This window comes from Spirillospora sp. NPDC127506 (assembly GCF_040302145.1).
Classification (GTDB): Bacteria; Actinomycetota; Actinomycetes; order Streptosporangiales; family Streptosporangiaceae; genus Spirillospora.
Map to the genome: position 1 here is coordinate 24,376 of NZ_JBEORG010000024.1, position 22,189 is coordinate 46,564.

Sequence of the window (22,189 nt, forward strand, 5' to 3'; positions counted from 1 at the left end):
GTCCCTAGCGGCCGGAGTTTCGGCGCGGCGCGGTCCGCAGCTCGGTGAGCATCTTCTCCCACTGCCGGGCCACGACCGCGATGTCGAAGCGCTCCGCCGACGCGAAGGCGCGCTCGGCCATCGTCAGCCGCAGGTCCTCGTCGTCGATCAGCCTGATCAGCGCCTCGGCGAACGCGTCCGGGTCCTCCGGGGGGACGAGCAGCCCGTCGTGGCCGTCGGTGATGATCTCGCGGGGGCCCTGCGGGCAGTCGAAACCGACCACCGGCAGCCCGCACGCGAACGCCTCGATGATCGTCATGCCGAACGGCTCGGCCCGCGACGACATCGCGAGGACGGACGCCTTGGCGAACTCGCCCTCCATGTCGTCCGTCGGGTCCATCAGCAGGACGTTGTTGTAGAGCCCGAGCCGGGTGACCTGGCGGCGCAGCTGGTCGCGCCGGGAGCCGTCCCCGTAGATCCGCAGCTGCCACTCCGGGTGCTTCTCCACGACCTTCGCGAACGCGTGGATGAGCAGGTCGTAGCCCTTGATCCACACCATCCGGCCGGCCGCGACGACGACCTTGTTCTCCTGCCGGGAGCGCGGGTACAGCCGCGGCGGCAGCCCGTTCCCGATCGTGTAGACCGGGCACGACCCGTCCGGCAGCGCCGCCTCGTAGTCCGCGCCGTCGGCGGCGGTGAGGGTGGTCAGCGCGTCGAGCCGCGGGTACCACTCCCGGAACTCGGTGATCATCTCCGGCTCGTTGATGCCGAGCTGCAGGTGCTCCTGCCCGACGACCACCACCTTGCGGGGCGCCGTGCGCGCCGCGAGCAGGTTGAGCCCGGCCCGGGTGGTGACCAGCACGTCGGTGCGCGGGCGCCGCAGGAACCGGCTGATCCGGTCGTCGGTCCAGGCGCTGAACTTGTCGTAGCAGCGCTCCTGCTCGGGGACCAGCGCGGACGGCTCCGGCATCAGCCGCTCGGCCCGCGCGGTGTGCGGCCACGGGACCTTCGCCTCCGCCCGCAGGTCGACGAGGGAGCGCAGCCGGACCCGGTCCGACAGCGGCAGGACGGGGCGGTCCCGGTCCCGCAGGACGCTCACGATCTCGACGTCGTGCCGCCGGGACAGCTCGTCGGCGAGCGTGAACGTGCACCGGACGGTGCCGTCGATGGAGAACGCCTCCAGCAGCAGAAAGGTGATCTTCACTTGGCGTCGTCCTCGACGAGGCTGCACGCGATCGACAGCTGGTCACGGTCGGTGAAGTAGGGCCGCACGGTCATCTCCCGGCCTCCGTGCGCGGCGACCTGCCGCGGGTAGGACAGCTTGCCGCGCTTCCCGGGCGCGTCGTCCAGCCGGGTCGCGAGGCGGGCGTGCACGTCGCCGGCGTCGAGCCACAGGTCCCAGAGGGCGGGCTCGGCCGCGGCGAGCGCCTCGACGTCCAGGCGGCCGTCGAACCGGGTGCCGTCGAGCCGGACGCCGCCGCTCACCGCGGCGTCGCCGTCCCGCGCCGCCGCGACCAGCCGGGCGCTCTCCCCGGGCTGCGGGCCCGCGTACGCGAGCCGCCCGACGATCCTGATCTCGCCGTCGCGCGGGTGCACCGCCTCGACCTCGGCGTGCGGGGCGACCTTCCGGACGGTGAGCGCGACGCGCCCGTCCGCGGCCCGCACCACCCGCACGGCGCGCTCGCGGGGCACGTCGGCGTAGGCGCGCAGCCCGGCCAGCGAGAACCCCGGGTCGTCGGTCAGCAGCGGGCGCTCCGCGCCGTCCCCCTCGACGGCGAGGGTCCACTTGCCGGACGCCAGGTCGGCGGCGTCCAGCTCCACCGAGCGGCGGTCGCCGGTGATCGGCTCGGCCCGCGTCTCGCCGGACTTGCGGTGCCGCAGCACGATTCGGCGGCCGGCCGGCAGAGGGTCGGGCCACCGGATGCTCAGGCGGTCGTCGGACCCCACCCTGCAGTGGTTCGCTACCGCGTCCAATGTCCGCAGCCCTTCCCCAGGTCGCCGGTGCAGGCGCGTAGCCTACCAACGCGCCCGCGATGCCCGTTCGCCATCGGCATCGGCCGGTCAGCGCTCCGGGCCGAAGACCCGGTCGACGGTCCGGGCGGCGGCGTGGCCGTCGTCCAGCGGGCAGAAGCGGTCGACGAAGGCGTCGTAGCGCTCCTTGTGCCCGGCGACGGCGGCGTCGACGTCGCGGATCGCGTCGATCAGGTCGTCGGACGTCTCCACCAGCGGCCCCGGCGCCTCCGCCTCGAAGTCGAAGTAGAAGCCGCGGAGCCGGTCCCGGTAGTCGGCCAGGTCGTAGGTGAAGAACAGCATCGGGCGGCCCGTGTTGGCGTAGTCGAACATCACCGACGAGTAGTCGCTGATCATCATGTCGGAGATCAGGTACAGCTCGGTGATGTCCGGGTACAGCGACACGTCGCGGACGAAGCCCTCCGGGTCCTCCTGGACGCCGTCCACCACGTTGCTGTGCAGCCGGACCAGCAGCACGTGGTCGTCGCCGAGGGCGGCGCGGGCCCGGTCCAGGTCGAGGCGCATGTCGTGCTTGTACCGGCCGCGGCTGTAGTACTGGTCGTCGCGCCACGTCGGCGCGTACAGCACGACCCGCTTGCCCTCCGGGATGCCGAGCCGGGCCCGGACCGACCGTGCCACGACGTCCGCGTCCGGGCTGTGCAGCAGGTCGTTGCGCGGGTACCCGACCTCCAGCATCTCGCCCTTGAACGCGAACGCGCGGCGGAAGATCTCGGTGCTGAACGGGTTCGGGGACAGCAGGTGGCTCCACTCGGGGACGGCCGGCCCCTCCGGCTTCTTCTCCTTGCTCTGCAGCGCAGACTTCATCCCCGGCGCGTACGCGAAGTGGACCTCCTTCACGTCCCGGCCGATCTTCTTCAGCGGGGTGCCGTGCCAGGTCTGCAGGACGATCTGGTCGGGGTGCCGCTGGAACCAGTCGCCGAGCCGGTGGTTGGTGACGATGTAGCGGGACGTCGTCACCGCCTCCTGCCACTCCCTGCCGTTCAGCCGGACGGCCTGCAGCGTGTCCGGCAGCTCGACCTGCGCGTCGTTGACGACCCACAGCTGCTCCAGGTCGGTGCCGCGCCGCAGCAGCTCCTCGTGGATGGCCTTCGGGCTGTCGGAGTACTGCCGCCCGTTGAAGCAGGAGAACAGCACCGCGTCGCGCAGCCCCTCGCGGGCGACCGTGCGGCGCGCCTCCTCCCGGTACTTCGGGCCGGCGCTCTTCTCCTCGCTCGACACGTCCCCGGTGACGGCGACGACGAGCCGGCCGTCCTTGGTCTCCAGCTCGTAGCCGCGCCGCGCCACCTCGACCGGCCCCGGCAGGCCCTGCTGCGCGCCCTGGGTCAGCCGGACGGTCAGCGCCCGCTCGCCCGGCGGGCGGAACAGCACGTCCCAGCGGCCCGGCCGCAGCGGCAGGACGCCCGCGACGCCCGGCACGGCCGCCACCGGGACCTCGGCCCGCAGCCTGCCCGACCCGTCGGGGACGAGGTCGAACGCGTGCTGCTTGCGCCGCCCGCGGCTGCGCACCACGATCTGCCCGGACTCGTGCGCCGGGTGCGTCGCCGTCAGCGCCAGCGTCCCGTCGGGGCGCAGCTCGCAGCCGTCCACCGACAGGCGGATCGTCGACCGCCGCACCCGCACGTAACCGCCGTGCCCGCGGCCCGCGGTGACCTCGAGGGCGCCGAACGTGCGGCGCGCCTCCGCCACGCCCTCGGCGAGGACGAGCGGCCGGCCGTCCGCGGACAGCGTCCAGTCGCGGGTGTCGTCGATCGACTCGGGGTCGATGTCCATGTCGAGCGCGGCCGGGTCGACCCGCGCCGTCCACCCGCTCCCCGCGTCCCCGGAGGCGGCCCCGGCCGCCACCGGGACGGGGACGCGCGAGTCGCCGAGCGTCAGCACCAGCTCGGCGGGCGGCCCGCCGGCCGACTCGCCCTCGATGAGCAGCGCGTCATCGTCCCAGCGCAGCGCGGTCGCCCGCTCTTTGACGCGTTCCACCTGGACGACGAAGTGCCCGTCCACGACCTTCGGGACGACGCGCACGTCGTCGGCCACGTACCGGTAGGGCGGGTGCGCGCCCGTCCCGGACCCGCCGCCGCGCACCGGGCCCTGCCGGAACACGCCCGCGTTCAGCACCGCGGCGTGCACCTCCCAGGTGCCCTCGGCCCAGCCGCCGCGCTCCTTCAGCTTCGCGGCGTCGACGGAGAACTCGAACCCGGTCCAGCCGCCGGACGACTTGCCGGGCTTCGGCGTCTGCCGCGCCTTCATGACGATCCTGCGGCGGCCGTTGCGCAGCGTCACCGTCTTGATCGACGTCCAGCGGCGGCGCGAGCTGACCGAGTTGATGTAGGCCTCGCCGGTGACGACGAGCCGGTCGCCGTCCCAGCGCACCGCGTGCACCCGGCCGCGCATCTTGACCTCGTCGCGCGCCCGGTACACCTCGCGCGGGACGTCGAGCTTGGCGTCCTTCCAGTACGGGTAGACGACGTAGCGGCGCACCGGGTCGCGGACGATCGACGGCGACGACTTGCCGCGCTCGTACCGGACGACCTTCACCAGCTCCATCGTGTGGCCCGCCTGCGCGAGATGCCACTTCAGCCGGGTCAGCGCCGGGGCCTCGGCGAACACCTTCGGCGACACGCCCTTGGCGTACGCCGCGGCCTGCGCGACGACCTGCTCCCGCTCGTCGCCGGACAGGTCGGGCATGGCGTCCAGGAACGTCTTCAGCTCGGTCGTGACGAGGGCGAGCTGGAACCGGCGCAGCTCCTTGGCGTCGCCGCGCTCGGCGACCCAGGTCGTCGCGAGGGTCGCCGCGCCGAAGCCGTCCGCGATCTCCTGCGGCTCGGTCGTCGGCGCGTAGCGCCGCGTGCGGCGGTGCAGGACGACGTCCGGCACCACGTCCACGGACTTCGCCAGGTGCAGGACCCGCATCATCACCGGCAGGTCGTCGTAGCGGCCGAGGTCGGGGAACTCCAGCCCGTGCGCGTCCCAGAAGGAGCGGCGCAGCAGCGTCCCGGAGATCTTGCGGTTGGCCAGCAGCTCCGGGCAGCGGCGCAGGTCGGTGCCCGTCGCCGGGGGCGCGTTGTCGCCGCGCGCCTTCCACTGCGACACCTGGCCCGTCCACTTGCGGGCCGCGTCGGGCCCCTTCGCCAGCTCCGACCCGGACGCCTCTAGCGCGGTGAGGAGCGAGGCGACGGCGTCCGGCGGCATCGGGTCGCCGTTGTCGGCGAACAGCAGGAACTCGCCGGCGCTCTCGGCCACGCCCAGGTTGCGGGCGGCGCCGCGGCTGGGCGCGCCCTGCCGGATCAGCCGGAACCGGTCGTCGGGCAGCGCGGCCCGCGCGGCGGTGCCGGTGCCGTCGTCCACGACCAGGACCTCCAGGTCCCGGCAGGTCTGGGCCGCGATCGACTCCAGGGCGTCGCCGAGGTGCTCCCCGGCTCCGTGGGTGAGCACGATGACGCTGATGCGGGCGGACAAGCGACCCACTCCTTCGAACACTTCGGCCGGCCGGGCGGCGGCGCCGGGCCGGTGGCGGCGGGCTTGCGCGGCGGGCGGGCCCGGGAGCGCAACGGGGGCGTGCGCCGGATGCTACTGCGCCGCGGCCCTCGCCGTGGGGCTCTGCGGCGGATTCTCGATCTTCTCGCCGAGGAAGACCCGGCGGACGGCCCGCTCGGACGCGTGGCCGTCGTCCCACGGGCAGAACCGCGCCTGGAACGCCTCCAGGTTCTTCGACGCCGCGTCGCCCCACGGCGCCCGCGACACGAACGCGTTGACGAGCTCGGACTCGGTGTAGGCGACGACGCCGGGCGGGAACTCGGTGAGGTCGAAGTTCACGCCGCGGGTGAGCCGGTAGGTCTCCCAGTCGTTCGCGTAGATCACGATCGGCTTGCCCAGGTTGGCGTAGTCGAACATGATCGACGAGTAGTCGGTCAGCAGCGCGTCCGAGGCGATCATGAGGTCCTCGACGGACGGGTGCTTGGACACGTCGATCACCTGGTCCTCGGGCCAGCCCAGGTCGGCCGCCATGTCCTTGAGCTTGTAGTAGTAGTGGGCGCGCAGGAGGAGGATGTGGTCCTCGCCGAGCTGCTCGACGACCCGGCCGATGTCGAACATCGGCGTGTACCGGCGCTGGTAGTCGCGGTGCGTCGGCGCGTACAGGACCGCCGTCCTGCCCTCGGGAATCTCCAGTTCGGCGCGCAGCCGCGCCTGCTCCTCCGGGGTCGCCCGCACCAGGCGGTCGTTGCGCGGGTAGCCGATCTCCAGCATCTCGTAGTGGCACGGGAAGCCGCGCTCCCACGCCTCGCTGGTCAGCGGGTTGGCGGAGATGAGGAAGTCCCAGCGGTCGGACCGCTCGATGAGGGCCTTGAAGTCCATGTCGCCGGCGCCGACCGGGTACTCCATCTGGTCGAGGCCCATCTTCTTCAGCGGCGTGCCGTGCTGGGTCTCCAGGTGCACCTGCCCCGGCCGCTTGACCAGGTGGTCGGGGAAGTTGACGTTGTTGACGAAGTACTTCGCGGCGGCGATCGTCCGGTAGTACTCGGCGGACCCGGCCACCACGTAGTCGACGCCCTCCGGCATGGTCTTGCGGGCGCTCGGCTTCACCACCCACACGCAGCGGATGTGCGGGGCCAGCTCGCGGACCTTCTCGTAGATCGCGGCCGGGTTGCAGGCGTACCCGCGGTACCAGTAGGCGGCGAAGACGGCGAGGTCCTCCTCGATCGGCATGTGCCGCCGCATCTGGTAGTAGCGCTCCTTGGCGAGCTCCTTGGAGCGCAGGACGCCCTGCCGCTGCAGCTTGCGGACCTTGCGCCCGCGCTTCCTGGCCTTGGACGCGAACGTCGGGGAGTTGAGGCGCTCCCACGCCTTGAAGTCGCCGCGCTCGATCGCCCGGTGCTTCTCGGCGAGGCCCGGCTCGTCGTCCGGCGGGACGTGCCCGGCGGGTTTGTACCGGTTGTAGGTCTTGGTCATCTCGGCGAAGAAGCGCGGCTTCTCCGACGGGTACACGCGGTCGGCGCGCTCGATGATGACCAGCAGGTGCCAGATCGTCCGGTTGAACATCAGCGGGCGGAGCGGGTCCATGGACGGGCCCAGCCGGTCCATGAACGCGAAGATCCGGTCGTACTGGTCGAACACGTCGAAGTGCTTGGCGCTCGCCGTCTTGGTGATCGCGCCGCGGCGGCGCTGCCGGTAGACGTAGCAGACCCGGTCGAGGAAGCTGACCCGCTCGGCGGCCATGAGGACCGGGTAGGTGATGCTGACGTCCTCGTAGTAGCCGCTGTTGAAGCGCAGCCCGTGCTCGATCATGAACTCGCGGCGGATCGCCCGGTTCCAGATCGAGGTGAACATCTCCAGCAGGCTCGGCCGCTCGTTGATGGTGAAGACGTCCGGCGCGGGCGGCTCGCGGAACAGGTGGTTGATGATGCTGCGCTTGACCCGCCCGTTCCAGTAGGCGCGCGCGTAGTCGAACATCAGCACGTCCGGCCGCGTCTCGTCCAGCCGGTCCATGACGGCCCGGACGGCGCCGTCGGTCGCGTAGTCGTCGCTGTCGAAGAACCAGACGTAGTCGCCGGTCGCCATGTCGAAGCCGACGTTCCGCGCGTGCCCCAGGCCCACGTTCTCGGTGAGGTGCCGCACCTTGACCCGCGGGTCGCGCGCGGCGAACTCGTCGAGGATCTCACCGCAGCCGTCCGGCGAGGCGTCGTCGACCGCGATGACCTCCAGGTTCGGCAGGTCCGGGTCGAGGATCGAGTCCAGGCACTGCCGGATGTACCCCTGCACTCTGTGCACGGGAACGATGATGCTCAAAGAGATGCCGTGATCAGTGCTCAACGCGTAGGCCAATCAGCTACTCGGTGAATTTGGACTATACCCGCAGATCGTAGGTAGATCTTATGTCCCGCCATGCGACGGCTTGAGCAGCCACCGCCCCTTGGGCTCGACGGCCCAGTGGGTGAGGCGCTGGACGGGCACGGTGGCGAGCAGGAGCCCGAGCGCGAGGCCGCCCGCGGTCACGAGGACGAGGCCGAGCGGCGTCTGGAAGAAGTGGCCGTCGAGGACGCCGCCGTAGTCGAGCGTCTTCACCACGAGGCCGTGCAGCAGGTAGACGTACATCGTCCGGGTGCCGAGCGTGGTGTACCAGGCGCGTCCGCGCGGGACGGCGGCGAGGAACGCGATGCCGAGGACGGTGGCGATCCCCAGCGCGAGCAGGCGGTACGCCATGCCCTCCAGGGCGCCGAAGCCCATGTGCTCGTAGCCGCGGTTCCACAGCAGGACGCCGCGCTCGACCTTCGGCACGACGCTGCCGAGCTGCCACACGTAGGCGACCGGCAGCGCCGCGAGCAGCACGGCGGCGCCCGCCCAGCGCGTCCAGCGGGGGCGGCGCAGCGCCTCGACGCGGTCCCGCCCGATGGTGAGGCCGAGGACGAAGAACGGCAGCAGCCCGGCGGCCCGGCACAGCGTCGAGTCGGAGTTGAAGCTCCAGCTGCCGGCGACCAGGCACAGCGCCACCGACACCGCGACCGGGTGCCGCAGGTGCCCCCACAGCGGGGCGCTCAGCCGCCAGAGCACGAGCGCGACGAGGAACCACATCAGGAACTGCGGGCGGAAAAGCTCGTGCAGGCGGAACTCGTTGCCCCTGATGACCACAAGCTGCAGCCGGTAAAGGACATCGAAAATTACATAAGGGACGATCAGTGTCGGGAAAATGACCCGGAATTTCTCCGTGTTCTTCATGAACCCGCGCGAGAAGTAGCCGGAGACGAACACGAAGACCGGCATGTGGAAGCCGTAGACGAGCGAGTAGGCCGCGTTCACCGCGTGGCTGTCGTTGCGGAACACCTCCCAGCAGTGCCCCAGCACGACCAGCATGATCAAGAAGAACTTGACGTTGTCGAAGTACGCGTCGCGCTGCTTGGGCGCGGGCCGCTCGCCGGCCGGCCGGTCGCCGGAGTGCCGCGGGGCCGGCACCGGCGGCGCGGCCGGGACCGCCGCGCCCGGCGGCACCGGATCCGGGACGGTGACGGACGCGGGCCGGCGCGCGGGGGGATGGATGTCGGTCATGTCTCCGATGGCTTCGTCTAGCGTGATCCGCTCGGCCGCCGCAGCGGGGTGAACACCCAGGTCATCTTGGGCTCCAGCGCCCAGCTCATGGACCGGACGACGGGCTTGGAGCACAGGAACGTCCCGACCACGAGCGCGCCGCAGATCACGATGACGACGCCGGGCGGGGTGTGCATCCAGTCCGCACCCCACCAGCCGGTGAAGTTCAGCAGCCGGGTGACGAACCCGTGCAGCAGGTAGGCGTAGAGCGTGTACGCGCCGAGCTGGGTGAACCAGTGGCGGCGGCGCGGGATCAGGCTCAGGAACGCGGCGACGAACACGGTCGCGCAGGCGAACATGCCGAGCCGCATCAGGGTGCCGGTGAAGTTGTCGACGCCGAGCTGGAAGTTCGCGTGCTTCCAGTAGATCCAGTTCCGCGACATGTGGTTCATGACGAGGTAGGACCCGGCGAGGCCGGCGGCGAGCACCAGTGCCCCGATCGGCCGCGCGATCGGCTTCTTCAGCAGCTCGAAGTGCTCCGGCCGCAGCGAGAGGCCGAGGACGTAGAACGGCAGCAGCCCGAAGACGCGGTGGATGTCGAACGTCCCGCCGAGGTTGCTCATGTACGACAGCAGGGCGAACGCGACCGCGACCGCGAGCGGCCAGCGGATCTGCTGCCAGACCGGGGTGGACAGCCGCCACATGAACAGCGCGATCAGGAACCACGTCAGGTAGTACGGGTTGAGCAGGCTGATCTCCAGCTCGTTGCGCCCGGCCAGCCAGTCGTACAGCGAGTAGGCGACCTCGAACACCACGTACGGGACGCCGACGTTGGTGATGAGCTTGCGGGCCTTGCCGCCCGCGAACGTCCAGTTCCGGGAGAAGTAGCCGGTGATCACGATGAACAGCGGCATGTGGAACATGTAGATGAAGATGTACAGGCCCTTGGCCATCGGGACGTTCAGCAGGTTGGCCAGGGAGTGGCCCGCCACCACCAGCAGGATCGCGAAGTACTTCGCGTTGTCGAAGAACGGGTCGCGCTGCCTGCGGGGCCGGGCCGCCTGCGCGGGCGCGGCGACCGCGGCGCCGGAGGTTCCGGGGGCCGCGGTGGGCCCGGGCTGCGCGGGGGGCGGAGCGGTGTCGGCTCCCGAGGGGCTGGTGGTGTACGTCATGGGGATGCCCGGTCAGGTCTCCTTGCAGATGTCGTCGCTGGCCCGGACCTCACCCTGCTGCTTCGGGATACCGGCGCCGGCGCTCTTCAGGTTCGTCCAGTTCTTTCCGACGACGAGGTCGACGACGCCCGGCCTCGCGCCCTTGCCGCGCGCAGCGGGCTGCGGCTTGCTCGGGATGAGCGCGGCGAGCGTCGCGGCCTGCTGGTCGGCGCCGGAACCGTACAGCACCTTGGTGGCCGCCGTGGTGGACGGCGCGTTGCCGCCCACCGTCACCTGGAAGCCCTGCGACTCCAGGTCGTCGGCGACGCGCCTGGCCTGCCCGGTGATGCCGCTGCCGTTGTAGACCCGCACCCGCACCTGGCTCGGCGGGATCTTCGGGCCGCGGGCCGCCGGCTCCTTGGGGACGGTCGTGTCGTTGCGGACGGCCGCGAAGAACGGCTGCGCGGCGTCGCTGAGCACCACCCGGTTCGGGTCGGCCGGGTCGGGCCCGGACGGGACGGTCACGAACCGCAGCTTGCCGGAGGTCATGCCCTGCATCTCCTGGGCGATGTCCATCATGACCTGCGGCGTCAGCTCCTTGTCGGTGGTGAGCGACTTGGTGGTCGCGTTCATCAGCGAGTAGAGCTTCTTGGGGTTGCTCAGCACGCCCGCGCTCATCGCCTTGTTGGCGAGGGCGCCCATGAACTTCTGCTGCCGCTTGATGCGGGAGGTGTCGGAGCCGTCGCCGAGGCCGTACCGGGTGCGCACGTAGGCGAGCGCCGTCTCGCCCGAGATCACGTGCTTGCCCTTGCTCAGCCGGAGCCCGGAATGCCTGTCGTTCACCGGCTTCGACAGGCACACCGGGACGCCGCCGACCGCCTTCGTGATGTTCTTGAAGCCGGTGAAGTCGACCTGCATGAAGTGGTCGATGCGGATGTGGGTGAGGTGCTCGATCGTCAGGATGACGCAGGCCGCGCCGCCGTTGGTGAACGATGAGTTGATCATGGCGCTGGACTGCGCCGGGACCGTCTCGCCCTTGCGGTTCTTGCAGGCCGGGATCGGGATCACCAGGTCGCGGGGGAAGCTGATCCCCAGCGCCTGGCCGCCCCCGGGCGACAGGTGCAGCAGGATCATCGTGTCCGAGCGGGGTGCCACGTTGCGGTACGAGCGCCCGTACTTGACGTTGGCTCCGGCGCGGCTGTCCGACCCGATCAGCAGGATGTTCATCGCGTTGTTCAGCTTCTTCGGCCGGTTGGGGCCCAGCTGCGCGTTGACGTCCTCGTGCGAGATGTTCCCGAACGCCTTGCGGTACAGGCCGTAGGCGGTCAGGGAGCCGGCCACCATGACCGCCGACAGCCCGATGCACACCCAGCCGAGGATGCGCCAGCCGCGCCGCGGCGCCGGCTGCGGGTCGGCGTCGTCGACGTACTCCATGTACATCGGGTTGCTGTTCATCGGCTCCGTGGTCCAGGTTCTCAGCGGTTCATGGTGGTGCGGGGGTCATCCCTCCCGCAGCGGATCGCCCGCTTTCAGGGGTCGGGTAACGGGACTGGGGCAAGGAGAGCGTAGGTCAGGGGAGCCGGTACAGGGACCCGGATGCGTCATTCGGTCCCGGCAGACCGGCAACCACCGTCACATGCTCCACTGCCAGACGTCGATCTTGGGCGGCTTTGTCGAAGTTTCGTTGGATTATGACGGAAGCACCCGAGGCTAGTGGTGCCAGCAGTGCGATCAGTACCCCGTCCAGTGTGGTGAAGGGCATGTCAACCAGGAGCCGGTCGCGTGCGTCCAGCTCCCATTTCTCGACGGCCTCGCGGGCGGCCGCCACCAGTTCGCCCCCGGTGAATGTGGTGTTTGTCACACTCAGCGCGGGCGTCTCCGGCGTCACTTCCGCCCCCGGCGCGAACCGGTCGCCGTAGCCGCGGACCTCGTCGGCGTAGTCGGTCACGCCGGGCGGGCAGTCGGCGAGCGGGGCGCCGAGCGCGTGCAGCGACAGGCCGACGATCTCCTCGGCGTCCGCGTCGTCGACCACGTCGTCCAGCACCTCCCGAGCGGCGGCCAGGATGTAGGGGGCGTCCCCGGTGGCCGCCCCCTCATCCGGGTACGGCCGGGGCGCCCCGGCCGGTTCGCCGGCCCGCCCCTTCACCTCCGCCGGATCGACCGGTTCGGCGACGATGCCCGCGGACCAGCAGGCCATCAGCCACACCGCCGTCTGCCAGTGCGGCGGCAGGACGAGCACCGCCCGCGTCCCCGGCTCCGCGCCGAGGCCGTCCACCAGGAAGTTCGCCGTCTTGGCGACCCAGTTGTCGAACGTGCGGGCGGACAGCTCGACGCGCTCCCCGGTCGCGTCGTCGTAGAAGGTGACCAGCGGGTTGGACGGGTCGTCCGCCACCCGCCGCCGCAGCAGGTCGGCGGGCACGGCCGCGCCCCGGTCGTGTGCGCTCATGGGCAGAGCGTATGCCCGCATGATCGTCCGGGAGCCACCACCCGCCCGGTGCCGCTACGCTCCGCACGGGTGGATGACCACCCCATGAACCATTTGCCGGCGGACGAACGCCGCACGAACACGCACGGGGCGGGACGATGAACGCTGGTCGGCTGCTCGTCCGCGCCACCGTCGCCCCGGCGCTGCTCGTGCTCGCGTGGCTGGCGGTCGCGCTGCCGCTGCTGATGGCGGGCGTGTTCCGCCCGGCCCCGGCGATCGCGCTGTTCGCGCCGGTCGCGGCCGTGGTCCTGTGGTTCGGGCTGCGGTACCGGCCGTGCGGCCTGCCGGAGGCGGCGCGGGGGAGCCTGAGCGGCCGCGGCGCCGACGCGGTGCCGTGGTGGACGACCGGGAGCGTCCTCGCGATCACGGTCGCGTTCCTGGTGCTCCAGGTGGTCATGGTCTCGGAGCAGATCGTCGTCCGCCGCGACCCGGCGTCCTATGTCCAGTTCGCCACCTGGCTGGCCGAGCACGGATCGCTGCCCATCCCGCGCTCGGCCGGCGCGTTCGGCGGTCCGGACGCCGCCCTCCGCTTCGACAGCCCCGCCTTCTACGAGGACGGCGGCGCGATCGTCCCGCAGTTCATGGCTGGGATGCCGCTGGTCCTCGCGCTCGGCGGCTGGCTCGGCGGCACGCACGGCATCCTGCTCATGGCGCCGCTGCTCGGCGCGTGCGGCGTGCTCGCGTTCGCCGGGCTCGTCGCGCGGCTCGTCGGGCCGCGCTGGGCGCCCGCCGGGGCGCTGCTGCTGGCGCTGACGCTGCCGATGCTCTACGTCTCGCGCAGCACCTTCAGCGAGCTGCCCGCGATCGTGCTGCTGCTGGGCGGGCTGTCCCTGCTGGACGACGTCCGCAGGGAGAAGGGGCGCGACGCCACCGCGAAGGCGTTCCTCGCGGGCCTCGCGCTCGGGCTCATCGTGCTCGTCCGCATCGACGGGCTGCGCGACGTCCTGCCCGTGCTCGCCTTCGCCGGCCTGCTGGTCGGGCTCCGGCGGCGCACCGGGTACTGGCTCGCCGGCGGCCTGCTGCTGGGCGCGGGCGCCGGGCTGGTCGAGGGCTTCACCATGTCCCGGCCCTACCTGCGGTACCTCGACTCGTCGCTCAAGCCGCTGCTGGCCATCAGCGCGGCCGTGCCGGCCGCCACGGTCGCCCTGACCGTCCTCCTGCGCCTGGACCGGACGGGGACGCGGCTGCGGAGGCTGGGCTCGGCGGCCGCGCGCGGCCCGCTGCCGGGCATCGCCGCCGGCCTGACCGTGCTGGTGATGGCCGGCTTCGCCGTCCGGCCGCTGGTGCAGACCGTCCGCCGGGTACCGGCGACGAGGGACGACGAGCTGAACGTCCGGTTCATCGAGATGGTGCAGCGCATCCAGCACCTCCCGGTGGACGGCACCCGGCAGTACTCGGAGCTGTCCCTCTACTGGGTCGCCTGGTACATCGGCGTCCCCGCGCTGCTGTTCGCGACGCTGGGCGCGGCGCTGCTGGCGCGGCGGCTGCTGAGCGGGCGGTCGCCGGAGTGGCTGCCGCCCTACGCGATGATCGCCTGGACGACGACGCAGGTGCTGATCCGGCCGGGCATCACGCCCGACCACCCGTGGGCGTCCCGGCGGCTGATCGGCCTCGTCATCCCCGGCCTGCTGCTGTTCACCGTGTTCGCGTCGGCGTGGACGGTGCGGCGCGTCCGCCGGCTCGGGTACGGGACGAAGCCGGTGAACTGCGGCGCCGTCGCCGGCGTCGCGCTGATGCTCGTGCCGGTCGTGCTGACGTCCGGCGGGTTCCTGGTGACCCGGACCGAGCAGCACGAGGTGGGCGCCGTGCGGGGGATGTGCGGCGCGCTGCGCCCGCGCAGCTCGGTCGTGGTGGTCGAGCAGTCGACGGCCGACCGGTTCCTGGAGGTCGTGCGCGGGATGTGCGGGGTGCCCGCCGCGCGGGTGCGGGGCGGCGCCGCGCCCGCCGACGTGGCGCGCGTCATCGCCGGCGTGCGGCGGGCCGGGCGGCAGCCGGTGATCATGGCGGCGAAACCGGGGCAGGTCGCGCCGTACGGGACGCCGGAGCGGGTCCTGCACGTGCGGACCCGGCAGGACGGGCGCACCCTCAGCAGGCCGCCGGGCGGGACGTGGGGCCTGGTCATGGACGTGTGGATCGCCCGCCCGTCTGCCCCGTGACCGCGCCCCCGCGCGTGCTCTCGCGCGTCCTCGCGTGCGACGAGGCTGCTGAGGTGGGACCGGGCGAGTATCCTCGCGCTGCGTGAGCACCCAGTCTGCCGAGCCGACGTCCGACACCGCGCCCGCCGAGCACGCCGCGCCCGCCGAGCACGCCGCGCCCGCCGAGCACGCCGCGCCAGCCGAGCCCGCCGCGGAGCCGCCCGTCCACGTGACGATCGTCCTGCCCTGCTACAACGAGCAGGACCACGTGATCGACGAGGTCGAGCGCATCTGCAAGGCGATGGACAACAGCGGCAAGACCTACGAGCTGCTCGCCGTCGACGACTGCTCCACCGACGACACGCTCGCGCGGCTGCGCGAGGCCGAGCCGCGCTTCCCGCACATGCGGGTGATGGCCTTCCAGCACAACAGCGGGTCCGGGACGGTCCGGCGCATCGGCTCGCAGCAGGCCCGCGGCGACATCGTCGTGTGGACGGACGCCGACATGTCCTACCCGAACGAGCGGATCCCCGAGCTCGTGGACGCGCTCGACGACGACCCGTCCATCGACCAGGTCGTCGGTGCGCGCACCAGCGAGGAGGGGACGCACAAGGTGCTGCGCGTCCCCGCGAAGTGGTTCATCCGCAAGGTCGCCGAGCGGCTCACCAACTCCAAGATCCCCGACCTGAACTCGGGGCTGCGCGCGTTCCGCCGCGAGGTGTCGCTGCCGTACCTGCGGCTGCTGCCGCCCGGGTTCTCCTGCGTCACGACGATCACTATCGCGTTCCTGTCGAACCAGCACCCCGTCCGGTACATGCCGATCGACTACGCCAAGCGGGCAGGCAAGTCCAAGTTCCACTTCACCAAGGACGCCTACCGCTACATCCTGCAGGTGCTGCGGATGGTCATGTACTTCAACCCGCTCAAGGTGCTGATGCCGCCCGCGCTGTGGCTGATCGCGATCGGGCTGGCCAAGGGGGTGTTCGACATGGTGGTGCACTTCGGCTACTTCGCCAACAACACCATCATGATCTTCGTGACGGGGTTGATCATCGCGTCGCTGGCGCTGCTCGCCGACCTGATCGTCCGATCGCGCGGCGACGTCTAGCGGTGGCGGCCGGGGGCATGCGCATCGCGATCGTCGGGCCGGCGTTCCCGTACAAGGGCGGCGGCGCCCGGCACACGACCGAGCTGGCGCACCGGCTGGCCGCCGCCGGGCACGAGGTCGTCATCGAGTCGTGGCGCGCCCAGTACCCGTCGTTCCTGTATCCGGGGCAGCAGACCATCGCCGAGCCGGAGGGCGAGCCGTTCCCCGGCACCCGGCGCCGGCTCGACTGGCGGCGTCCGGACGGCTGGTGGCGCACCGGCCGCGCGCTGCGCTCCCGCGACCTGGTGGTCCTGGTGGTGCTCAGCACCGTCCAGGTGCCGTCCTACCTGGGGATACTGGCCGGCGTCCGGCGCGGTGCGCGGGTGGTGGCGCTGTGCCACAACGTCCTGCCGCACGAGCGCAAGCCGTACGACGAGCCGCTGATGAAGCGGCTGCTGCGGAAGGTGGACGGCGTCCTCGTCCACACCGAGGCGCAGGCCGAGGCGGCGCGTGGCCTCACCGGGCGTCCGGTGCGGGTCGCGGAGATGGCCGCGCATCTGCCCGCCACCGGGGGCGGGGACGTTCCGGCGGGCGACGAGAAGGTGCGCCGGCGGCTGCTGTTCTTCGGGATCGTCCGCCCGTACAAGGGCCTGGACGTCCTCCTGCGCGCTCTGGCGGAAGGCCCGGACGACGTGGCGCTGACCGTCGCGGGCGAGTTCTGGGGCGGGCTGGACGAGACGCGGGAGCTGATCAGGTCGCTCGACCTGGCGTCGCGGGTGGAGCTGCGGCCCGGCTACGTCCCGGCCGCCGATGTTCCGGGGCTGTTCGCCGCCGCCGACGCGCTGGTCCTGCCGTACCGGACGGCGACCGCGTCGCAGAACGTGTGGATGGCCTACGAGCACGGGCTGCCGGTGATCGCCACCGACGTCGGCGGGTTCGCGGACCAGATCCGCGACGGCGTCGACGGCCTGGTCTGCCGGCCGGACGACGTCGCGTCCCTGGCGGCGGCGCTGCGGCGCTTCTACGAGCCGGGGACGCCGGAGCGCCTCCGCTCCGGCGTCCGCCCGGTCGACCACGGCCCGGTGTGGGCCGCCTACATCGACGCGCTCACAGGTGCGGTTCGAGGACCTTCATGAGGGCGCGCTTCGGCTTGGCGCCGACGATCTGCTCGACGACCTCGCCGTTCTTGAGGAGCAGCAGGGTCGGCAGGCCCATCACGCCGTACTTGTTCGGCGTCTCCGGGTTCGCGTCGTAGTCCATCTTCGCGATCCGGATCTTGCCGTCCTGCTCCTCGGCGATCTGCTCCAGGATCGGCGCGATCATGCGGCACGGCCCGCACCAGTCGGCCCAGAAGTCGACCAGTACCGGGGTGTCGCTGTTGAGGACCTCGTCCGCGAACGTCGCGTCGGTCACGGTGATCGGGGCCGTCACGGTCCCTCCTTCGTAGGCTGTGTTCCCGTCACAAGCTCTTTGGGGGGCGGTTCATTCCCGGCGCCGGGCACGGTGCGCCCGAGCAGGAACGCCACCCCCGCGTTGATGAGGTCGGCGAGCGTCAGCAGCACCCGCGACGCGATCGCGACCACGACCGGCGCGCCCGCCGGCAGCACCGGCGTCAGCACCACCGTCAGCGCGGCCTCCCGCGCCCCGATGCCGCCCGGCGCGATGAACACCAGGAAGCCGGCGACGAACGCCAGCGCGTAGGCGCCGGTCGCGAGGAACGGCAGCCCCGTCCCGTCGCCGCCGACGGCCGTGCAGAGCAGCCAGGTGTGCACGCCGAACAGGAGCCAGCCGAGGACCGTCCAGCCGACGGCGCGCAGCGTGACGCCGAGGCTCACCGGGTGCTCCAGCGGCGGCCGCCGGATCAGCCGCAGCATCGTGCCGAGCGCCCAGGTCACGATCTTCGGGTGCAGCAGCGCGAGCAGCACCGGCGCGAGCAGGAACAGCCACCAGTACTCGTTCCGCGCGGCCTCGGACGTCAGCGGCAGCGTCACCGCCGCGACCGCCAGCCCGCACGCCGTGGACGTCGCGACCGCCAGCATCGTCGAGCCGAAGCTGCGCTCCGGCGGCACCCTGTGCTCGCGGGTCATCTCGATCTGCGTGACCAGCGCCCACACCTTGCCCGGCACGTACTTGCCGAGCTGGGAGATCCCGGAGATCCGGAAGATGGCCCGCACCGGCAGCGGCGACCCGAGGCCGGCGAGGAACTCGCGCCACCCCAGCATCCAGATGAAGAGGCCCGCGAGCCCGGCCGCCAGCGCCCCGGCGAGCGCCGCCCAGGACATCTGCTCGAACGCCCGGACCGTCGCGTCCCACTGGGACGCCACGCTGTAGCCGCAGAACGCGAGCGCGAGCAGCACCAGGAGCACGCGCAGCGCCCGCACGGCGACGACCTTCATCCTCACCCGCCCAGCCTAGGCGAACGCGACCTCCCACCCGCCCGCTCGCCCTAGAGTTGGGGACACGATGAAGATTTCGGATGTGGTCGCCTTCATGGGCCACCAGGTGCACGTGTGCCGGTACCGCGAGGCGGGGACGCTGCTCGCCTGGATGGGCCGCGACCTGCGCGGCAGGCGCGTCCTCGACGTCGCGGGCGGCGACGGCTACTGGGCCGGTCAGGCGCGCAGGCGCGGCGCCGACGCCGTCTCGATCGACCTCGCCCGCGGCAAGATGGTCTACGGCCGGACGCTCGCGAACGCCCCCGCGCTGATCGAGTGCGACGCGCTGCGGCTGCCCTTCGCGGACGGGTCGTTCGACGCGATCCTGTCCGTCTGCGCGATCGAGCACTTCGACGACGGCGGCAGGTCGCTGGACGAGATGGCGCGGGTGCTGAAGCCCGGCGGTGAGATATTCATGTCCGCCGACGTGCTGAGCCGCGCCGACGCGTGGCCGAAGCTGCGCGACGCGCACAAGGCCAAGTACCACGTCCAGCACACCTACACGCACGAGAGCCTGCGCAAGCTCATGGACGAGCGCGGCCTCGACCTCGTCCGGCACAGCTACCAGTTCCGCACGGCCGCGACGGAGCGCCTCTACCTGTCGCTTTCCACCTACGGCGGCAAGGTCGGCTTCAACGCCGCCGCGCCGCTCACCCCGCTCGTCGCCCTCGCCGACCGCGGCGCGCCCAACGAGCGCGGCAGCATCGTCCTCGTCCAGGCGCGTAAGAGGTAGCGGACGGGTAGGTGCCCTCGTGAATCACGTGGATGAGGTCACCCGAGCGTGCGCCCTCCGGGCGTAGGCTCGGAGAGTAAAGAGTGATCTACGCCACCGCGCTGGATGGGGGAGTGGACCGTGGCGCCTCGAATTCTCCTCGACGCCACCGCCGTGCCTGCCGACCGCGGCGGGCTCGGGCGGTACGTGGACGGGCTGCTGTGCGCACTGCACGCGCAGGGCGCCGATCTCGCCGTCGCCTGCCAGCGGGCCGACGAGAAGCGCTATGAGGGCCTCGTCCCCGGGGCCCGGGTCGTCGCCGGCCCGGCGACGCTGGCGCACCGCGCCACCCGCCTGGCCTGGGAGCAGTCCGGCCTGCCGCACGTCGCCGAACGGGTCGGCGCGGACGTCATCCACCTGCCCACGTACACGATGCCGGTGAGCGCCGCCCTGCCCACGGTCGTGACGATCCACGACGTGACGCTGTTCGCCGAGCCCGAACCGCACGACCCGGTGCGCACCTCCTACATCAAGTCGGCGACCCGCACCGCGGCCCGCCGCGCGACCCGGCTGATCGCCCCGTCCCGCGCCACGCGCGACGAGCTGGTCAGCGTGCTCGGCGCCGACCCGGCGAACATCGACGTCGCCTACCACGGCGTCGACCACGAGGTGTTCCACCGCCCGTCCGAGGCCGAGACCAAGCAGGTCTCCGACCGCCTCGGCCTGCACGGGCACCCCTACATCGCCTACCTGGGGGCGCTGGAGCCGCGCAAGAACGTCCCGAACCTGATCCGCGGCTGGGTGCGGGCCTGCGCCGACCGCCCCGACCCTCCCGCGCTCGTCCTCGCGGGCAGCGGCGGCTGGGACGACGAGGTCGACGCGGCGCTCGCCACCGTCCCCCTCGACCTGCGCGTCCTGCGCCCCGGCTACCTGCCGTGGGCGGCCCTGCCCGGCTTCTTCGGCGGCGCCCTGGTCGTCGCGATCCCGAGCCGCGGCGAAGGGTTCGGCCTGCCCGTCCTCGAAGCGATGTCGTGCGGCGCGCCCGTCCTCACCACGCACCGCGGGCCGCTGCCCGAGGTCGGCGGCGAGGCGGTCGCCTACACCGAACCCGACGCGTCCGGCATAGCCGCCGCGCTGGCCGCCCTCATCGACGACCCGTCCCGCCGCGCCGCGCTGGCCGAGGCCGCCCACACCCGCTCCCGCGAGTTCTCCTGGTCGGCCTCCGCCGAGGCGCACATGGCCTCCTACCAGCGCGCAGTCGACCAGTACACCGCGTCCCGCACCCACTAGGCTCTCTCCAACCGCGCGTGGAGAAAGGAGCCGAGTGGAAGCGATCCTCCTGGTGGGAGGCCAGGGCACCCGCCTGCGCCCTCTGACGATCTCCACCCCGAAGCCTCTGCTCCCCACCGCGGGCGTGGCCTTCCTCGCGCACCAGCTGGCCCGCGCCCACACCTCCGGCGTCGAACGCATCGTGTTCGCCACGTCCTACCGCGCGGAGATGTTCGAAGCCGCCTTCGGCGACCGCGCCTACGGCGTCGACCTCGCCTACGTCTGCGAACGCGAGCCGCTCGGCACCGGCGGCGCCATCCGCAACGCGGCCCGCGCCCTGACCTGCGCCCCGGACGACCCGGTCCTGATCCTGAACGGCGACATCCTGTCGGGCCACGACGTCCGCGCCCAGGTGAAGCTGCACGAGGAGGCCGGCGCCGCCGTCACCCTGCACCTGACCGAGGTGGACGACCCGTCCCGCTTCGGCTGCGTCCCCACCGACCCCGGCGGCCGGGTGACCGCCTTCCTGGAGAAGACGTCCCACCCGGTCACGAACCAGATCAACGCCGGCTGCTACGTCTTCCGCCGCTCCGTCATCGACACGATCCCCGAAGACGAGGTGGTCTCGGTGGAGCGCGAGACCTTCCCCGCCCTGATCAGCTCCGGCGCCGTCGTGATGGGCCACGTGGAATCGGCCTACTGGCTCGACGTGGGCACCCCCGAGGCGTTCGTCCAGGGCTCCCGGGACCTGGTCATGGGCGCCCTCGCTTCCCCCGCCATGCCGGGCGAGCCGGGCGAGCGCCTGACCCTCGCGGGTTCCCGGGTCGCGCCGGGCGCGGTGGTGCGGGGCGGCACGGCGGTGGGCCGCAACGCCGTCATCGAGTCGGGCGCCACCGTGACCGGCAGCGTCCTCCTGGACGACGCCTTCGTCGCCGAGGGCGCCACCGTCCGCGACTCCGTCCTGAGCCGAGGCGCCCGGGTGGGCCCCGGCGCCGTCCTGGACGGCGTGGTCCTGGGCGACGGCGCGGTGGTGGGGCCCGGCAACGAACTGCGCCCCGGCCTGCGCGTCTGGCCGGGCATAGAGCTGCCTCCGACGGCCATCCGCTTCTCCACCGACACCTGACCGCGCCGCCGCGGGGTCCCCGGGGCCGGCTCACGTGACCGCCGCGGAGACGATGCGTTCGACGGCGTCGGGCACGGGCGCGCCCGACGCCCGCACCGCGCGGACGTTCCCGGTCGCACCGGCCGCCCCGACCACGACGAAGCGCGCGTCCCCGAAGCTCCGCGCGCTCGCGGTGACGGTGTCGGTGGCGAGCTTGCCGGCCGCCAGGATGATGCCGCAGTGCCGCTGCACGAGGCTCGCGAGGTAGGGCCGCGCGTTCGCGACCGTCGCCGGACCGGGCACGGCGAGGTACTGGATCTTGGCGCGGGTCTTCAGCGACGCCCGCCGCATGCCCTCCCAGACGGGCGCGGCCTCCCGGCCGGCGACGCCGCGGGAGTCGGTCAGCAGACACGCCTTGAAGGCGATGTACCGGCGTGCGCGCGGCTTGTCCGACGGCGTGAGGAGCGCCAGGCAGACCCCGCCCGCGACCGCCGCCGCGAGTGCCGCGGCGATGGACGCCCGCCACTTCGGCGAGAGGCGCCTGCACCGGTCGAGCCCGGCCGCCGCCCGCCGGACGGCGGTCTCCACGACGCCTCGGCGCCCCCGGCCGGTTGTGCGTCGCCGCAGGTCAGGGGGACGCGTGCGGTGTGCCGGCATGGGGGGTGCCTCGCTTCTCCCGGGGTCGGCCGGCCTCGGCGCGAACCGTGCGACCGGTTTCCGGATGATCGTTCTCCCCTCGGCGACGATCACGAAAACATCGCTTACCGGATCCGGTCAGCGGCCCGGGCC

At 72.3% G+C, this 22,189-nt stretch carries 17 protein-coding genes; 6 read left to right on the forward strand and 11 right to left on the reverse strand.

The window, feature by feature from the left end; translation table 11 throughout:
• Positions 1 to 4: 4 nt before the first annotated feature.
• From ABTW95_RS22380 to ABTW95_RS22415, 8 genes are all read right to left on the reverse strand, one after another.
• On the reverse strand, positions 5 to 1,183 hold the full coding sequence (locus ABTW95_RS22380) for a glycosyltransferase family 4 protein (protein ID WP_396447683.1): 1,179 nt from the start codon (positions 1,181 to 1,183) through the stop codon (positions 5 to 7).
• Positions 1,180 to 1,926, reverse strand: a complete 747-nt coding sequence (locus tag ABTW95_RS22385) for a hypothetical protein (RefSeq protein ID WP_396447684.1) — start codon at positions 1,924 to 1,926, stop codon at positions 1,180 to 1,182. The genes ABTW95_RS22380 and ABTW95_RS22385 overlap by 4 nt, the downstream gene beginning before the upstream one ends.
• A gap of 114 nt (positions 1,927 to 2,040) precedes the next feature.
• Entirely contained in the window at positions 2,041 to 5,463 is a 3,423-nt protein-coding gene (locus tag ABTW95_RS22390) for a bifunctional glycosyltransferase/CDP-glycerol:glycerophosphate glycerophosphotransferase (RefSeq protein WP_500227292.1), read from the reverse strand.
• 111 nt (positions 5,464 to 5,574) lie between these two features.
• On the reverse strand, positions 5,575 to 7,827 hold the full coding sequence (locus ABTW95_RS22395; RefSeq protein ID WP_500227293.1) for a bifunctional glycosyltransferase/CDP-glycerol:glycerophosphate glycerophosphotransferase: 2,253 nt from the start codon (positions 7,825 to 7,827) through the stop codon (positions 5,575 to 5,577).
• A 48-nt stretch (positions 7,828 to 7,875) separates the two neighbouring features.
• On the reverse strand, positions 7,876 to 9,045 hold the full coding sequence (locus tag ABTW95_RS22400; RefSeq protein ID WP_500227294.1) for an acyltransferase family protein: 1,170 nt from the start codon (positions 9,043 to 9,045) through the stop codon (positions 7,876 to 7,878).
• Between the two features lie 17 nt (positions 9,046 to 9,062).
• Positions 9,063 to 10,196: an acyltransferase family protein gene (locus tag ABTW95_RS22405; RefSeq protein WP_500227295.1), complete on the reverse strand. Its 1,134-nt coding sequence runs from the start codon at positions 10,194 to 10,196 to the stop codon at positions 9,063 to 9,065.
• Between the two features lie 12 nt (positions 10,197 to 10,208).
• A complete protein-coding gene (locus ABTW95_RS22410) occupies positions 10,209 to 11,630 on the reverse strand; it encodes an LCP family protein (RefSeq protein ID WP_396447689.1) in 1,422 nt (473 codons plus the stop codon).
• Positions 11,631 to 11,745: 115 nt separating this feature from the next.
• Positions 11,746 to 12,621, reverse strand: coding sequence for a TIGR03089 family protein (locus ABTW95_RS22415; protein ID WP_396447690.1), 876 nt, complete (start codon positions 12,619 to 12,621; stop codon positions 11,746 to 11,748).
• 137 nt (positions 12,622 to 12,758) lie between these two features.
• On the opposite strand from ABTW95_RS22415, the gene ABTW95_RS22420 reads away from it, so the two are divergent.
• From ABTW95_RS22420 to ABTW95_RS22430, 3 genes are all read left to right on the forward strand, one after another.
• Positions 12,759 to 14,816 carry a hypothetical protein gene (locus ABTW95_RS22420; protein ID WP_500227296.1) on the forward strand — a complete coding sequence of 686 codons (2,058 nt, stop codon included), beginning with the start codon at positions 12,759 to 12,761 and terminating at the stop codon, positions 14,814 to 14,816.
• A 208-nt stretch (positions 14,817 to 15,024) separates the two neighbouring features.
• Complete coding sequence (locus ABTW95_RS22425; RefSeq protein WP_500227316.1) at positions 15,025 to 15,903, forward strand: glycosyltransferase family 2 protein; 879 nt, start codon at positions 15,025 to 15,027, stop codon at positions 15,901 to 15,903.
• A 17-nt stretch (positions 15,904 to 15,920) separates the two neighbouring features.
• A complete protein-coding gene (locus ABTW95_RS22430; RefSeq protein ID WP_396447692.1) occupies positions 15,921 to 17,018 on the forward strand; it encodes a glycosyltransferase family 4 protein in 1,098 nt (365 codons plus the stop codon).
• Here the strand turns inward: ABTW95_RS22430 and trxA are convergent.
• Both trxA and ABTW95_RS22440 read right to left on the reverse strand, forming a co-directional pair.
• Positions 16,990 to 17,313, reverse strand: coding sequence for a thioredoxin (gene trxA, locus ABTW95_RS22435; RefSeq protein WP_396447693.1), 324 nt, complete (start codon positions 17,311 to 17,313; stop codon positions 16,990 to 16,992). The two genes, ABTW95_RS22430 and trxA, sit on opposite strands and share 29 nt — an antisense overlap.
• A complete protein-coding gene (locus tag ABTW95_RS22440; RefSeq protein WP_500227317.1) occupies positions 17,310 to 18,278 on the reverse strand; it encodes a lysylphosphatidylglycerol synthase domain-containing protein in 969 nt (322 codons plus the stop codon). Before ABTW95_RS22440 ends, trxA begins: the two co-directional genes overlap by 4 nt.
• A 67-nt stretch (positions 18,279 to 18,345) precedes the next feature.
• On the opposite strand from ABTW95_RS22440, the gene ABTW95_RS22445 reads away from it, so the two are divergent.
• The 3 genes from ABTW95_RS22445 to manB all read left to right on the forward strand — a co-directional run bounded on the left by ABTW95_RS22445 (position 18,346) and on the right by manB (position 21,421).
• On the forward strand, positions 18,346 to 19,050 hold the full coding sequence (locus tag ABTW95_RS22445) for a class I SAM-dependent methyltransferase (RefSeq protein WP_396447694.1): 705 nt from the start codon (positions 18,346 to 18,348) through the stop codon (positions 19,048 to 19,050).
• Between the two features lie 120 nt (positions 19,051 to 19,170).
• Entirely contained in the window at positions 19,171 to 20,319 is a 1,149-nt protein-coding gene (locus ABTW95_RS22450) for a glycosyltransferase family 4 protein (RefSeq protein ID WP_396447695.1), read from the forward strand.
• 34 nt (positions 20,320 to 20,353) lie between these two features.
• Complete coding sequence (gene manB / locus ABTW95_RS22455) at positions 20,354 to 21,421, forward strand: mannose-1-phosphate guanylyltransferase (protein ID WP_500227297.1); 1,068 nt, start codon at positions 20,354 to 20,356, stop codon at positions 21,419 to 21,421.
• Between the two features lie 30 nt (positions 21,422 to 21,451).
• Here the strand turns inward: manB and ABTW95_RS22460 are convergent, their stop codons facing one another.
• Positions 21,452 to 21,988 (reverse strand): hypothetical protein, encoded by a 537-nt coding sequence (locus tag ABTW95_RS22460; protein ID WP_396447697.1) that lies wholly within the window; start codon positions 21,986 to 21,988, stop codon positions 21,452 to 21,454.
• Between the last annotated feature and the right edge of the window lie 201 nt (positions 21,989 to 22,189).